The sequence below is a fragment of the Halomonas sp. A29 genome (genome assembly GCF_046723295.1).
Classification (GTDB): domain Bacteria; phylum Pseudomonadota; class Gammaproteobacteria; order Pseudomonadales; family Halomonadaceae; genus Halomonas.
In genome coordinates this window covers 42548-55381 of sequence record NZ_JAXQPR010000007.1, presented here as the reverse complement: position 1 = coordinate 55381, position 12834 = coordinate 42548, and the positions used below count along the sequence as shown (strand labels likewise).

At 63.9% G+C, this 12834-nt stretch carries 13 protein-coding genes; 4 read left to right on the top strand and 9 right to left on the bottom strand.

Going from position 1 to position 12834, the window contains the following annotated elements:
• Window positions 1-22: 22 nt before the first annotated feature.
• From SPH52_RS14575 to fabV, 4 genes are all read right to left on the bottom strand, one after another.
• Window positions 23-1237, bottom strand: a complete 1215-nt coding sequence (locus tag SPH52_RS14575; RefSeq protein WP_411795759.1) for an aspartate aminotransferase family protein — start codon at window positions 1235-1237, stop codon at window positions 23-25.
• Between the two features lie 122 nt (window positions 1238-1359).
• On the bottom strand, window positions 1360-2334 hold the full coding sequence (locus SPH52_RS14570) for a GlxA family transcriptional regulator (RefSeq protein ID WP_411795758.1): 975 nt from the start codon (window positions 2332-2334) through the stop codon (window positions 1360-1362).
• A 126-nt stretch (window positions 2335-2460) separates the two neighbouring features.
• Window positions 2461-2670: a hypothetical protein gene (locus SPH52_RS14565; RefSeq protein WP_411795757.1), complete on the bottom strand. Its 210-nt coding sequence runs from the start codon at window positions 2668-2670 to the stop codon at window positions 2461-2463.
• 63 nt (window positions 2671-2733) lie between these two features.
• Entirely contained in the window at window positions 2734-3945 is a 1212-nt protein-coding gene (gene fabV, locus SPH52_RS14560) for an enoyl-ACP reductase FabV (RefSeq protein ID WP_411795756.1), read from the bottom strand.
• Window positions 3946-4108: 163 nt separating this feature from the next.
• Here fabV and SPH52_RS14555 point away from each other — a divergent pair, with 163 nt between their 5' ends.
• Entirely contained in the window at window positions 4109-4495 is a 387-nt protein-coding gene (locus tag SPH52_RS14555; protein WP_411795755.1) for a hypothetical protein, read from the top strand.
• 1 nt (window position 4496) lies between these two features.
• Here the strand turns inward: SPH52_RS14555 and SPH52_RS14550 are convergent, their stop codons facing one another.
• Window positions 4497-4991 carry a glutathione peroxidase gene (locus tag SPH52_RS14550; protein WP_411795754.1) on the bottom strand — a complete coding sequence of 165 codons (495 nt, stop codon included), beginning with the start codon at window positions 4989-4991 and terminating at the stop codon, window positions 4497-4499.
• A gap of 236 nt (window positions 4992-5227) precedes the next feature.
• On the opposite strand from SPH52_RS14550, the gene SPH52_RS14545 reads away from it, so the two are divergent.
• Window positions 5228-6880, top strand: coding sequence for an acyl-CoA dehydrogenase family protein (locus SPH52_RS14545; protein ID WP_411795753.1), 1653 nt, complete (start codon window positions 5228-5230; stop codon window positions 6878-6880).
• Here the strand turns inward: SPH52_RS14545 and SPH52_RS14540 are convergent.
• From SPH52_RS14540 to SPH52_RS14525, 4 genes are all read right to left on the bottom strand, one after another.
• Window positions 6820-8055: an EAL domain-containing protein gene (locus SPH52_RS14540; RefSeq protein ID WP_411795752.1), complete on the bottom strand. Its 1236-nt coding sequence runs from the start codon at window positions 8053-8055 to the stop codon at window positions 6820-6822. The two genes, SPH52_RS14545 and SPH52_RS14540, sit on opposite strands and share 61 nt — an antisense overlap.
• A gap of 81 nt (window positions 8056-8136) precedes the next feature.
• On the bottom strand, window positions 8137-8754 hold the full coding sequence (locus SPH52_RS14535) for a LysE family translocator (protein ID WP_411795751.1): 618 nt from the start codon (window positions 8752-8754) through the stop codon (window positions 8137-8139).
• 43 nt (window positions 8755-8797) lie between these two features.
• A complete protein-coding gene (gene rnk, locus SPH52_RS14530) occupies window positions 8798-9211 on the bottom strand; it encodes a nucleoside diphosphate kinase regulator (RefSeq protein WP_411795750.1) in 414 nt (137 codons plus the stop codon).
• A 172-nt stretch (window positions 9212-9383) separates the two neighbouring features.
• Window positions 9384-9542, bottom strand: coding sequence for a hypothetical protein (locus SPH52_RS14525; protein WP_411795749.1), 159 nt, complete (start codon window positions 9540-9542; stop codon window positions 9384-9386).
• Between the two features lie 170 nt (window positions 9543-9712).
• Here SPH52_RS14525 and SPH52_RS14520 point away from each other — a divergent pair, with 170 nt between their 5' ends.
• Both SPH52_RS14520 and SPH52_RS14515 read left to right on the top strand, forming a co-directional pair.
• The gene (locus tag SPH52_RS14520; RefSeq protein ID WP_411795748.1) at window positions 9713-10102 is read left to right on the top strand and encodes a YkvA family protein; all 390 of its coding nucleotides are present in this window, start codon (window positions 9713-9715) and stop codon (window positions 10100-10102) included.
• A 271-nt stretch (window positions 10103-10373) separates the two neighbouring features.
• Window positions 10374-11672 (top strand): tyrosine-type recombinase/integrase, encoded by a 1299-nt coding sequence (locus tag SPH52_RS14515; protein ID WP_411795747.1) that lies wholly within the window; start codon window positions 10374-10376, stop codon window positions 11670-11672.
• Window positions 11673-12834: the final 1162 nt, after the last annotated feature.

Here is a 12834-nt window from a genome sequence, read left to right as displayed (position 1 = left end):
TCCTGCATGGCTCGGCCTGCCTTCACTTGGCCGCCACCAGCCGCGCCACGGCACGCTCCAGCCGCACCATGCCCTCGGCGATGTCGGCCTCGGGAATTACCAGCGAGGGCGCCATGCGCAGCACGTTTGGACCGGCGATCAGTGCCATCAGACCCTCTTCGATGGCCAGCGGCAGGATGTCCTTGGCACGGTCCTGGTACTCGGACGACATCTCGGCGCCAACCAGCAGACCCATGCCGCGGATCTCCTTGAACACGCCGTGCTTGCGGTTGATCGCCTCGAGGTGCTCGCGGAACAGATCATGGCGCTGCTTGACGCCATCCAGCACTTGCGGGGTGTCGATGTGCTCCACTGCGGCCAGGGCCACGGCCGAGGCCAGGGCGTTGCCGCCGTAGGTGGAACCGTGGGTGCCAATGGCCAGGGCGGGGGCGACGCGATCGGTGGTGAGCATGGCACCGATGGGGAAGCCGCCGCCCAGCGCCTTGGCGCTGGTGAGGATATCCGGCTCGATGCCGTACTCCATGTAGGCGTAGAGCGAGCCGGTGCGGCCCACGCCGGTCTGCACCTCGTCGAAGATCAGCAGCGCATCGTGAGCGTCGCACAGGTCACGCAGCCCCTGCAGGAATTCCTGGGTGGCCGGCTGGATGCCGCCTTCGCCCTGCATCGGCTCGACCATCACCGCACAAGTATCGTCGTCGATCAGGTCACGCACGCTGTCGAGGTCGTTGAACTCGCCGTGGACGATGCCCCCGGGTATCGGGCCGAAGCCCTGGGAGTACTTGGGCTGACCGCCGACGCTGACGGTGAAGAAGGTGCGACCGTGGAACGACTGACGGAACGAGACGATGCGGTGCTTGTGCTCGCCGAAGTTGTCGTGGGCCCAGCGCCGCGCCAGCTTGAGCGCCGCCTCGTTGGCTTCGCCGCCGGACGAGCAGAAATAGGCCTTGTCGGCAAAGGTGCGCTCCACCAGGGTCTTGGCCAGTTTCAACGACGGCTCGTTGGTATAGACGTTGGAGAGATGCCACAGTTTATTGGCCTGCTCGGTGAGCGCTTTCACCAGCACCGGATGGCAGTGCCCCAGGGAATTGACGGCGATGCCGCCGGCGAAGTCGATGTACTCGCGTCCCTCCTGATCCCACAGTCGGCTACCCTCTCCGCGCACCGGTATGACCTTCTGGGGGGAGTAGTTCGGCACCATGTACTGGTCGAAATCGGCACGGGTCGGGGTATGGCTCATCTCGGTCTCCATTCCTGCAGGGGTGATAGCAACGCAACGATGTCGTTCGAGTATAAGGAGCGACACGCCGGTCGGCTTTCACCAATGGGACCCCGATTTGTATAAAAGGCTGTAAAACGCGGTTAGAGACGCTCTTCGCGTGGCGTCACGCCGAAATGGTTGCGGTAGGCGGTGGAGAAATGCGCCGGCGAGGAGAAGCCGGTCTTCATGGCGATCTCACCGGCGGGCAGGTCGCTCTCGCGCAGCAGGCGCCGCGCCTCCTTCAGACGCAAGTCGAGATAGTAGCGGCCGGGAACCGCCTGCAGGTACTTCTTGAACAGCCGCTCGAGCTGGCGGCGCGAGATGCCGAGGTGCTCGGCCAACTCATGGGTGGTCAGCGGCTCCTCGATGTTGGCCTCCATCAGCATCACGGCATCCACCAGCGGTGCCGGGGCATGGCCCAGCCGGGCACGCAGCGGTACCTGCTGCGGCTCATCCGCCATGCGCACCCGTTCCAGCACGAAGTGCTCGGAGACCCGCTCGGCCAGCTCGCTGCCGTGGTGGGAGGCGATCAGGGTCATCATCATGTCCATCGCCGCGGTGCCGCCGCCGCAGGTGAGGCGTTCACGGTCGATCTCGAACAGCTGCTGGGTCAAACGCACGCGAGGGAAGGCACGGGTGAAGGCGGCGAAACGCTGCCACGGCAATGTGGCGCGATAGCCGTCCAGCACACCGGCGCGGGCCAGTAGTTCGGTACCCCCACCGACACCTACCAGCACCACGCCGCTGCGCCCCAGCAGGCGCAACTGGCCCGGCAGAGCACTCTCGTGCATCGGCGGTAGCGGGCTCGGCGCGCAGACGATCAGCATGTCCAGCTCGGCCGAGGCAAGCTCGAAGGGGGTACAGGCTGCCTGGCTGATGTCAGCCATGCTGGAGACCTCACCACCTTCGGGCGTGAACGCCTGGAGCCGATAGAGCCGCCGGCCAGCCAACTGGTTGACCACCATCAACGGCTCCAGCGCGCAAGCCTGGGCCAGCAGCGAGAATCCCGGCAGCGTCAGCACCCCCACCCAGCGGGTCGGATTGTCGCGAGCATCGGAGGTGGAGGTGTCAGGCATTGCACAGCGCCATGTGCCGGATCGAAGCGGAAATGGTACTCGATCGGCAGCGTTGGCAATACCGCAGGATAACGACGCCCCCTGGCCCGGAACCACAGGGCGCGTCACATCATGTCGGCGGGCAGGTCAGAGCCAGGCCACCGACAGCAGCCGATAGGTCAAAAACAGGCCGATGGCTATCGCCACCCCCAGCACCAGCCAGTGCCAGCCCTTGGCGGGCCGCTTGGCTTCCGGCTGTTCGGCATCAGGCTCCGGGTGCTCATAGTCCTCGGGCATCCTCACTTCCCTGAGGTGTTCGTACTCTTCCTGCGGCGTTTTGCTCTCCCTGGTGTCCATGGGGCACCTCCTTATGGCGCTGGATTCGCCCGCCATGGAAAGCCGATTTCCGCTTCGACGGGCCTATAAAGTCACGACATCGAAATCAACGTCCGGGTTCACATCGGCATCATAGTCGACGTCATCGCGCTCGAACCCGAACAGCTTCAAGAAGTCGTGCTTGTAACCAGCATAGTCGGTGATGTCGAACAAGTTCTCGGTGGTCACCTGGGGCCACAGGTCCTTGCACGCCTGCTGTACGTCGTCACGTAGTTCCCAATCGTCCAGGCGCAGGCGACCCGCTTCGTCGGTCGTCATCTCTCCTCCCTGCCCTTGAGATGAATAGAGCCGTTCGCCGAACAGGCGGTTGAGCTGCTCGATGGTGCCCTCGTGCAGGCCCTTCTCCTTCATTACCTTGTAGACCATGGCGATATAGAGCGGCATGACCGGAATGGCGGCACTGGCCTGGGTCACCACCGACTTGAGTACCGCCACGTTGGCGCCGCCGCCGCTGGTCTTGAGCCTGGCGTCGATCTCGCCCGCGGCGCGATCGAGATCCTCCTTGGCCTTGCCCAGCGCGCCATGCCAGTAGATCGGCCAGGTGATCTCGGTGCCGATATAGCTGAACGCCACGCTGCGGGCGCCGGGTGCCAGCACGCCGGCACGGTCCAGTGCATCGATCCACAGCTCCCAGTCTTCGCCGCCCATCACCGCCTTGGTATCCTCGATCTCCTGCTCGGTGGCGGGCTCGACCTCGGCTTCGATGATGGTGTCCTTGTTGGTGTCGATGGCGGTGGCGCGGTAGGTCTCGCCGATCGGCTTGAGCGCGGAGCGCTTGAGCTCACCGCTGTCAGGCAGCTTGCGCACCGGCGAAGCCAGCGAGTAGACCACCAGGTCGATCTGCCCCATGTCCTGCTTGATCAGCTCGATGGCCTTCTCGCGCGCCTCATGGGAGAAGGCATCGCCGTTGATCGACTTGCTGTAGAGCCCTTCGGCCTTGGCGAACCTGTCGAAGGCGGCGGCGTTGTACCAACCTGCGGTGCCGGGCTTCTTCTCGCTGCCGGGCTTCTCGAAGAACACACCCAGGGTATCGGCGCCGTAGCCGAACGCCGCGGTGATGCGTGCCGCCAGGCCGTAGCCGCTGGAGGCACCCACCACCAGCACCTTCTTCGGCCCACTGGCCTTGTCGAACTGACGCGCACGGGTCGCCTCGATCTGCTCGAGCACGTTTTTCTCGCAGCCGACCGGATGGGTAGTGGTACAGATGAAACCGCGAACCTTGGGTTTGATGATCACGACAGACCTCATTATTGATGTAGCAGCGCCGCGCAGGACGCCGGATCGATACGAATGGACAGTGGCGACATTCTAGCGGCCACGCTTGCGTCTGTCCGCACTTGAGCGACGATGGCACCTGGGGCACGATGCAACCCCGGCAATGCCATGGCAGGAGGTGGGTATGAACGCACAGGCACTAGTGGACGAGCGCGGCGAGCTGTGGCTGGCACTGGCCCCGCTGTGGCTGGATCGCGAGCCCAGCGAACGCCACTACGCACGCATGGTGGAGGTGATCCAGCGCCACGAGCTGACGCTGCACGAACTGGAGTGGATCTTTCGCCTCGAACTGGCCCCTGTGCTGGCGCGTAACCAGATGTCGATCGCCGGCAAATGGCGCGAGTTCGACGACTACCAGTTGATGCAACAACTGGTGGCTCACAACCTGCGGCTCACGGGCTGGCGTCGCAAGAGCTGGGCGCTGTTCTCGGGGCTGACCACGATGATGACCCGGCACCGCTGGAACGAGCTGATGGCCCGGGTGATGATGGAACGCGGCGAGTCGCCTTGATTCAAACCTGAAAGTCTTCGTCGAGCGCCTGCTCCAGGGCTCGCTCCAGCTCCTGGCCGCTCGCCCGCGGCGAGAAGCGCTGTATCACCCGGCCATCCCGCGCCACCAGGAACTTGGTGAAGTTCCACTTGATCATCGTGGTATGCATCACGCCCGGCGCCTTGCGCTTGAGTTCGACGAACAGCGGATGCGCACCGCGGCCGTTTACCTTGACCTTCTCCATGACCGGGAAAGTGGCGCCATACTGACTCGAACTGAAGGCGCAGAAATCCAAGGCCGTTTCCGGCGACTGACGGGCGAACTGATTGCAGGGAAAGGCCAGCACGGTGAAGCCGCGATCACGGTGGCGCCGGTAGAGGCGCTCCAGTTCACCGAGCTGAGGCGTGAAACCGCAGCGGCTGGCCACGTTCACGATCAACAGCACCTGCCCCTGCAGGGCACCCAGGTTGAAGGGTTCGCCGCGAAAGGTGCGGCATTCGTGTTCGTGGATGGCCATACTTCACCCGCCTCGCTATCACCTTTCACCACGCCACGTTTGACACGTAGCATCACTCAGCGCGCCGGGGCAGCTTCTTCACGCTGCCGGCCCAGCCAGACGTAACCGGTACGCCAGCCTCAAGCCTACCGAGAAGCGGCAGCGTCGTCACGCCCAGCGCGCGTTGACCGTACTCGAACGACTGGCCATGCTGCGATAGATACGCAACCCGAAGCAACGCACGGAGGACAGGTGACATGCGCAACGACGCCCCCCGTAGCCGCCTGGCCACCCATGAAGTACTCAACCAGCCCGAGCCCGCCGGCGACCGGGATCTGCTGGCCTGCGACCTGCCGCTGCGCGAAGCGCTCGAGCGCGAGGCCCCGGCCTGGGTGGCCGAGCGCCTGGCACCGCTGGCCCGCCGCCTGGGCAGCGTGCACGTGCAGGAGCTAGGAGAAACGGCCAACCGTCATCCTCCGGAGCTGCGCCTGTTCGACCGCCACGGCCGACGGCTGGACGAAGTGCGCTATCACCCCGCCTATCATGAGCTGATGCGCCTGGCCATGGAGAGCGGCTGGCACGCCGTGGCCTGGCAGGAGGAGGGCCGCGGTGGGCACCAGGCCCATGTCGCCGCCCTCTACCTGCTGACCCAGGCCGAGCCGGGCTTCTGTTGCCCGGTGACCATGACCCACGCTGCCATGCCGGTGTTGCGCCGTAGCCAGCAGATCGAGGCGGAATGGGCACCGGGGCTGCTGGCCAATGCCTACGACCCGCGTCCCTTACCTGCCTGCGAGAAGCACGGCCTCACCTTCGGCATGGCCATGACCGAGAAGCAAGGCGGCAGCGACGTGCGTCGCAACACCACCCGCGCCGAGCGCGACGGAGAGGGCTGGCGTCTGACCGGCCACAAGTGGTTCTGCAGCGCGCCGATGTCCGATGCCTTCCTTACCCTGGCGCAAACCGATGCAGGCCTTTCCTGCTTCCTGGCACCGCGCTTTGCACCAGACGGCGAGCGCAATGCCATCGAGATCCAGCGACTCAAGGAAAAGTGCGGCAACCGGGCCAACGCCTCGGCCGAGATCGAGTATCACGGTGCCTGGGCCACGCTGGTGGGCGAACCGGGCCGTGGCGTAACCACCATCATCGACATGGTGCAACAGACCCGCCTGGATGCCGCCACCGCACCGGTGGGCATGATGCGGCAGGCACTTGCCGAAGCGTGGGGGCACGTGCGCCAGCGTCATGCCTTCGGCCGCCAGCTCTCGGAGCAGCCCCTGATGCAGGCAGTGATCGCCGACCTGGCGCTGGAAGTGGAAGCCGGCCTGGCCCTTGTCCTGCGTACCGCCCGAGCCTTCGACGGCGATGCCCGCGGTGAGGCCCACGAGACCGCCCTGGCACGAGTGCTGCCTACCCTGGCCAAGTACTGGCACAACAAGCGTGGCCCGGGCTTCATGGCCGAGGCCATGGAGTGCCTGGGCGGTATCGGCTACGTGGAAGAGACGCCGCTCGCGAGGCTCTACCGCGAGGCACCGGTGAATTCCATCTGGGAGGGGTCGGGCAACGTGATCTGCCTGGACCTGCTGCGGGTACTGGCGCGTCATCCCGAATCGATCGCCGCCTTGCGCGACGAACTACGCGCGGCTCAGGGCCTGCAGCAGGACCTCGACCTGGCCCTGGCCGGGCTCGAGCACGATCTGGCGCTGCCCGCCGAGGAACTCGAGTCGCGCGCACGCTGGCTGGCCCAACGCCTGACCCAGAGCCTGCAGGCTGCGTTGCTGCTGCGTCATGGCCCCAGCGAGGTTGCCGAGACCTTCTGCCGCTCGCGCCTCGGCGTGGAGGCAAGCCCCGTCTACGGCGTGCTGCCGGCCGGTGCGCCGCTGGCGGCGATTCTGGCGCGAATCGGCGACTGATCGGACGCCAGCAGCGGAATCTCGTCCGCCGGTACCGGCCGCGACAGGCCGAAGCCCTGCACGTGGGTACAGCCGAATCGGGCCAGGATGGGCAGGCAGTCGAGCTCTTCGATACCCTCGGCCACCACGCGAATGCCCAGACGCCGGCCGAGCAAGGCAATCGCCTCGACGATGGCCGCATCCTGGCTCTCGTGCTTCACGTGGCGCACGAAGCTACGGTCGATCTTGATTTCGCTGATGGGCAGCATCTGCAGGCGTGCCAGGGACGAAAAGCCGACGCCGAAATCGTCCACTGCCACCTCCATGCCGCTCAGGTGCAGACGCGCGGCGATCTCGGAGCCCAGCAGCTCGTCGTCCATGGCCGCCGTTTCGGTAATCTCGAGAATCACCAGCGGCGAATCCCCCGGGACGAGATGGCGAGTGAGCTGCGGCAGCTGCGATTCCAGCAGGTCGTCGGCGGTAACGTTGACCGACAGCGACAGCAGTACGCCCTGCTCGCGCCAGCGCCTGGCATCGGCCAGGGCCTGTTCGAGTACATGGCAGGTCAGCCGCCGGCTCTGCCCGGCGGTGAGCATGGGTAGAAAACTCGCCGGACCGATCAGGCCGATCTCGGGATGTGTCCAGCGTACCAGCGCCTCGACGCCGCTCAGGCGGCCGCTGGCCAGTTCGAACTGAGGCTGATAGTGCACGGTGAGTTCGCGGCGCTGGAGCGCCGACTCCAACTCATCGGCGGAGAAGAAGGGACTGTCTTCGGGCACGGTGTTGGGTTTCCCGCCGGGACGCAGGCGGTCCAGGCGCTGGCGGAGTTCGGCCAACCGCATCGGCTTGTCCAGCGAGCCGAGCATTTGCAGCCCCAGGGTTTGTCCGACCCGCTCGGCGATACGCGAGATCTTGCGCTCGACGCCTCCCAGCAGCAGCACCCAGCCGGCGAAGCGCTGTTCGGCCAGCAGCCGCAAGAGCTCGATGCCATCCGCGGCGCCGAACTCCAGCCCCATGATCACCAGTTGCGGTGCGCATTCGTCGAGTTCCGCCAGCAAGGCATCGGCCCGGCGGTAGCAGCGGCTCTCCAGCCCCAGCACGTGCAGCTGTAGCGACAGGATCGCCACCACGTCGGGATCCTCGTCGAGCACCATGGCCAAGGCTCGCTCGTCTTCCACATCCGCTAAGATATTCATCAGGGAGGATCCGCTCTCGAATTATCCTGAGACTACCATCATCCCTGACGACCGGCCGGCCAGCTTGTCAACGCTGCCCCATCAACCGATGGGACCTGCCACCACGCGCAGCGCAAGGGCCAGCAACATCACGCCAGTAATGCGATGAATCCAGTGCGCCCGCGCCTGCAGCCAGGGCAGGACACGTGAATGCGTCAATGACACCGCCACCATCACGTACCAGCCACCGTCGATGATCATCGCCGTGAGCACGATCACCGCCTTGGCGGCAAGCGACATGTCCGGGGTAACGAACTGGCTGAGCAGCGCAACGAAGAACAGGATCAGCTTGGGATTGCCCAGCGCCACCAACATGCCCTCGCGGGCCGCCTGGCGGCGGGTAGTCGCCACGCCAGCCGCCTCCAACGCTGCCGCCCTGCCGGCACGCAGGGCCTTGATGCCGAGCCAGGCCAGGTAAGCCGCTCCACCCCAGGTGATGGCCTGGAACAGCGTGGGAAAACGCACGATCAGCGCCCCCAGCCCCAGCACCGTGAGCAGGGCATAGAACCCCACCCCCAGGGCATGGGAGAGTGCCGCCACGATGCCGGGCATGCGCCCGCCGCCAAGCGTATGGCGCAGCACCAGGGCCAGGCTTGGCCCCGGCGACATCGCGCCCATGGCGCATACGGCCACTAGCGACATCCATAATGAAAGCGGCATCCCCGCTCCTCTTCGACTTTTGTGGCGCAGTGGCGCCTTTATCTCAACGGTGGAACTGGCCTTCCCGCTCGGGTTGCCAGAGGATCGCATCGATACGCAGGCGCACCTCCGTCCCGCCGGGCAGCGGCCAGTCGATCTCGTCACCGATGCGCAGTCCGATGAGGCCGGCGCCGATGGGCGCCATCACCGAGATACCGTCCTCGGTGTTGGCCAGCGCATGCGGGTAGACCAGCGTGCGTATCATCTGACGGTTACGTGTCAGATCGGTGAACTGCACCTGGCTGTTCATGCTGACGACATCTTCGGGGATCTCTTCGGGATCGATCACCTCGCCGCGCTCGAGCTCCTCTTCCAGGCAGTCGGCAACGAAGCGGTCCTTCTCATTCGCCTGGTCGATCAGGCGCTGCAGCCGCTCCGCGTCCAGACGGTTGATGATGATGGGGGGACGAGACGACATACGACCTCCTTGGCACCGGCAGCACGAGTTGCTGCATTGATTGCTGCGATAGTTGCTGCCGGCCATGCAACGAAAACAGCCCTTCGCCCCAAAGCGGGGAGAAGGACTGTGACTCTCACTATCATAAGCCCAAGCCCACGCAATGTCAGGCCCGGATGAGACTGCGCGAGCGCTACCCTCCTGGGCGGCGCCCCGAAGTGGCCAGCACCACGATGCCCACCGCGGCAAGGGCAAGCCCCACGAACGCCACCGGGTTCCACGCCTGCCAGCCATACGCCGCCAACGCCAGCCCAAGCGCCACCAGCACCCAGGCGAACCATTTCACACCCATTCCGCAGTCCTCAGCTTCGAGTATAGGCCTCAGCATGCAGCGGAACGGGAGGTACATCAAGGAAAGTGGAAATACCGCCCCTGAACGAGAAGCCGGCACAACAAGAGAGTGGAACATGGGATGTCCGGGAGGGTCGAAGGAGGAACGCTTTTACCCAGTCGAGAGCCACCATGCAGACAGCTGACACTCTCCACGGCAGTAGTAAACCCCGCGATGTCGCGGCCACCTTGGAAGCCAACGAGGCGCACTATTCCGAGGAAGGCTTCTGGGACAAGGTTGCCCACAGCGCCCGTCGAGCAGGCAGGAAAACCCTGGAGCCGGCGCTCAAGATGTACTATTCCGCCCAGGACCCCAGCACGCCATTATGGGCGAAAACCGCCATCTATGGTGCGCTGGGCTACTTCATCTCGCCCATCGACGCCATCCCCGACCTCACCCCCATCATCGGCTACACCGACGACATGGGCGTGCTGGCCGGCGCGCTCGCCATCGTCGCCGCGCATATCAACGACAAGCACCGGGAGCAGGCCAAGGCCACATTGGCCAGGTGGTTTGGGTAGGAGCACTGCGCCCAAACTGCGGTCCAGCACCGGAACGGAAGGCCAGAAACGCAAAACAGCCGCTCATAAGCGGCTGTTTTTAATAATTTTTCTATCAATGGTACCGGCGGTCGGACTCGAACCGACAAGGGCTTGCACCCGGCGGATTTTGAATCACACCCCGACAGCCATCCTCTTTGTTAAACAATGGCTTACCTAGGAATACCTCGGGTTTCTCGTGCCCACCTAACACAAATGTCATACCATGTGTCACATGAGGTGGGGGTTAGAAATGCTTACAGAAAGCCAGATTCGGGGCTTCAAGGACATCGGGAAGGATTACAACCGCTCTGACGATACCCGGCAACGCACCGGGGTGCGCCTGATCCTCACGGTTCGCAAGGGCGGCAGGAAGGAGTGGCGGGTCCGCACCATCCAGGGCGGCAAGCGCCGCTTCAAGACTATCGGCACCTGGCCGGAGATGCCACTGGAACAGGCCCGCGTGAGCGTGCACAGGACGGCTTCAGAGGGCTTAGAGCGCCCAGGAAATACATTGGCCCCACCCACCTACCCGAAGCCGTCAGAGGGCAAGCCTGAAGCCCCCGCCACACTGTACGGAACAGTGGGCGAGCTTATGCAGGAGTACCAGCAGGACTTAAAGCTGCGAGGGAGGACGTCTCACAACGAGTTCAGGAAGTGCACCGAGGGGTACATCTTGCGGCCATTCCCGGACGTATGGCGCATGCAGGCTCGTGACGTGGATGCGCAGGTGGTGAAGCGGGTCCTGGCCTTCCACATCCAGCGGGGAGTGACCACCCAAGTTAACCGGCTGCGTGCCTGGATGCATGCCGCCTTCCAGTACGCACTGAAGGCCGAGAATGACCCTCGTAGGGCTTCCAGTCTTAGGTGGGGTGTACTGCTAAACCCGGTCTCCTTCGTCCCGTTACAGCAGGACTGGGAGCGCCAGGGCGAGCATGTTATGACTCTATCTGATGTCCGAGGAGTCTGGACGACACTGCCGGGGATGGTGCAGAAGGATGTACTAACAGTGCCGCTCGTGCAGCTCTGTGTGGCTACAGCCGGGCAGCGGCTCGTCTCCCTCGTGCGCCTCACGGTGCAGGACGTACACCTGAAGCGTGGACTGCTGGACATGCCCGGTTCGAGCATGAAGGCGGGTAGGCCGCATGTCGTGCCGCTCACCGGGCAAGCCCATGAGATACTGGAGCGCCTGGTGCACCGCTCGAAGGCCAGGGGCACTGAGATGCTGTTCCCTCACAGGAACCGACCGGATCGGCACATGAGCACCACGAGCCCCGCTCAACTGGTAGCCAGGCACAGGGATGCGTACAAGACCTCGGGGTGGGCTATCGAAGACATCCGACGCACCGCCAAAACCATCCTTGGGGAGCTGGGTGTCTCCAAGGACATCCGGGATCGACTGCACGGGCATGCTATGCACGATGTATCCAGTCGCCACTATGACCGCTATGAGTACCTGCGGGAAAAGCGGGAGGCCATGAAAGTATGGGGCTCCTGGCTGACCGGCGCGCTAGAAGGTAACGACATCCGAGACTCAGCCTCTCAGGTTTAAAAGAAACAGACAGAGCGCCCGGATAACCGGGGCTCTGCTTAAACCATTAGTGTACCAACTGCTTTAACTAAGCCTGCGCGACCAGGAGCCCAAGCTTACCCACTGGGCTCTTGGATCATGCCATCGCCCACCCCTTGTGACGCTGCACCTTACCCCGTACCAGCTTGCTCAAGGCCGATTGGTCAAGGTCGAGTATTTCCACGGCCACCTTCTGGCACGGGAAGTGGTACAAATTCCCCATGAGGCTGCGGAGAGTGACTGGCTGTCCATGGAGTCTTTCTGGCCGCACCCTCTCTTGTTCACTTGGGGCTGTGGCTGCTTGCCGTTGCTCTAGTCGTTCTTCTTGGAGACTCACGCGCCTGCGGTGTGCTGCCCGCATCGCTTCAGACAGGCTCCCAAGCTTCAGATGTTCCGGATTGATACAAAGCCGGTTTCCGCATTCCTGCCTGACCACTAAGCCCGCAATATCCTTGAGTCGGAGTTGCCGTGCCTCGCAATATGCAGCCCGATGTGCGCCTGTCATGCACCCATCAAAGATGCGATTTCCGTATCCCCCAGAGTTTACCGCTCCGACCCACTCTATACATTTGCTCATCTTGCCCTCCCGGTGTTAGTTGCTGAACCCGCACATGCGAGCGATTGCGGAGCCGCCGCGACCACTAGAGGCCTAGCGCCGGTATCTCCTTTAGTGGGCTCTTTGTTGGTGTCGGGTTAGAGTGAGAGAAAACAAGGAGGCAGCATGCAGGCTCTCATCGACTGGATAACAGGCTGGCCGGGGCGGGTTCACTCGGACATCGTGAGCACTGAGGTAGGGACGTGGCTGGTATTGGCAGGCTTCGCCTGGCTGGTCTGGATGCTCGCCCATGGCGACCGTAAGGCAAGGGAGGCCGCTAAGGACGAGGAACATAAGCGGGACGATTCGAGAAGGCCCTAGGCGTCAATGCGGCGCCAGCGGCCCAGGCATGCAAATTCAAAACAGACAGATGGCTGCAAGTGCGTGTTTATGCGGCGTAGATGGTCTACAGCGGTAGACTGGTGTAACGCTTGCCCGAGCCGAGCCTGCCTCTGTGGCGGTATTTGCCGCTTACTCGTGGTCTGCACTGCCTGCCGTGCACGACGCGGTCCGCTTGCCTTCATTGTGGCCTGTCGTTGGACGTGTTAC

Coding starts and splice junctions, on each gene's coding strand:
- SPH52_RS14575 (WP_411795759.1), bottom strand. CDS start 1,237: ATGAGCCATACCCCGACCCGTGCCGATTTCGACCAGTACATGGTGCCG.
- SPH52_RS14570 (WP_411795758.1), bottom strand. CDS start 2,334: ATGCCTGACACCTCCACCTCCGATGCTCGCGACAATCCGACCCGCTGG.
- SPH52_RS14565 (WP_411795757.1), bottom strand. CDS start 2,670: ATGGACACCAGGGAGAGCAAAACGCCGCAGGAAGAGTACGAACACCTC.
- SPH52_RS14555 (WP_411795755.1), top strand. CDS start 4,109: ATGAACGCACAGGCACTAGTGGACGAGCGCGGCGAGCTGTGGCTGGCA.
- SPH52_RS14550 (WP_411795754.1), bottom strand. CDS start 4,991: ATGGCCATCCACGAACACGAATGCCGCACCTTTCGCGGCGAACCCTTC.
- SPH52_RS14545 (WP_411795753.1), top strand. CDS start 5,228: ATGCGCAACGACGCCCCCCGTAGCCGCCTGGCCACCCATGAAGTACTC.
- SPH52_RS14540 (WP_411795752.1), bottom strand. CDS start 8,055: ATGAATATCTTAGCGGATGTGGAAGACGAGCGAGCCTTGGCCATGGTG.
- SPH52_RS14535 (WP_411795751.1), bottom strand. CDS start 8,754: ATGCCGCTTTCATTATGGATGTCGCTAGTGGCCGTATGCGCCATGGGC.
- rnk (WP_411795750.1), bottom strand. CDS start 9,211: ATGTCGTCTCGTCCCCCCATCATCATCAACCGTCTGGACGCGGAGCGG.
- SPH52_RS14525 (WP_411795749.1), bottom strand. CDS start 9,542: ATGGGTGTGAAATGGTTCGCCTGGGTGCTGGTGGCGCTTGGGCTGGCG.
- SPH52_RS14520 (WP_411795748.1), top strand. CDS start 9,713: ATGCAGACAGCTGACACTCTCCACGGCAGTAGTAAACCCCGCGATGTC.
- SPH52_RS14515 (WP_411795747.1), top strand. CDS start 10,374: ATGCTTACAGAAAGCCAGATTCGGGGCTTCAAGGACATCGGGAAGGAT.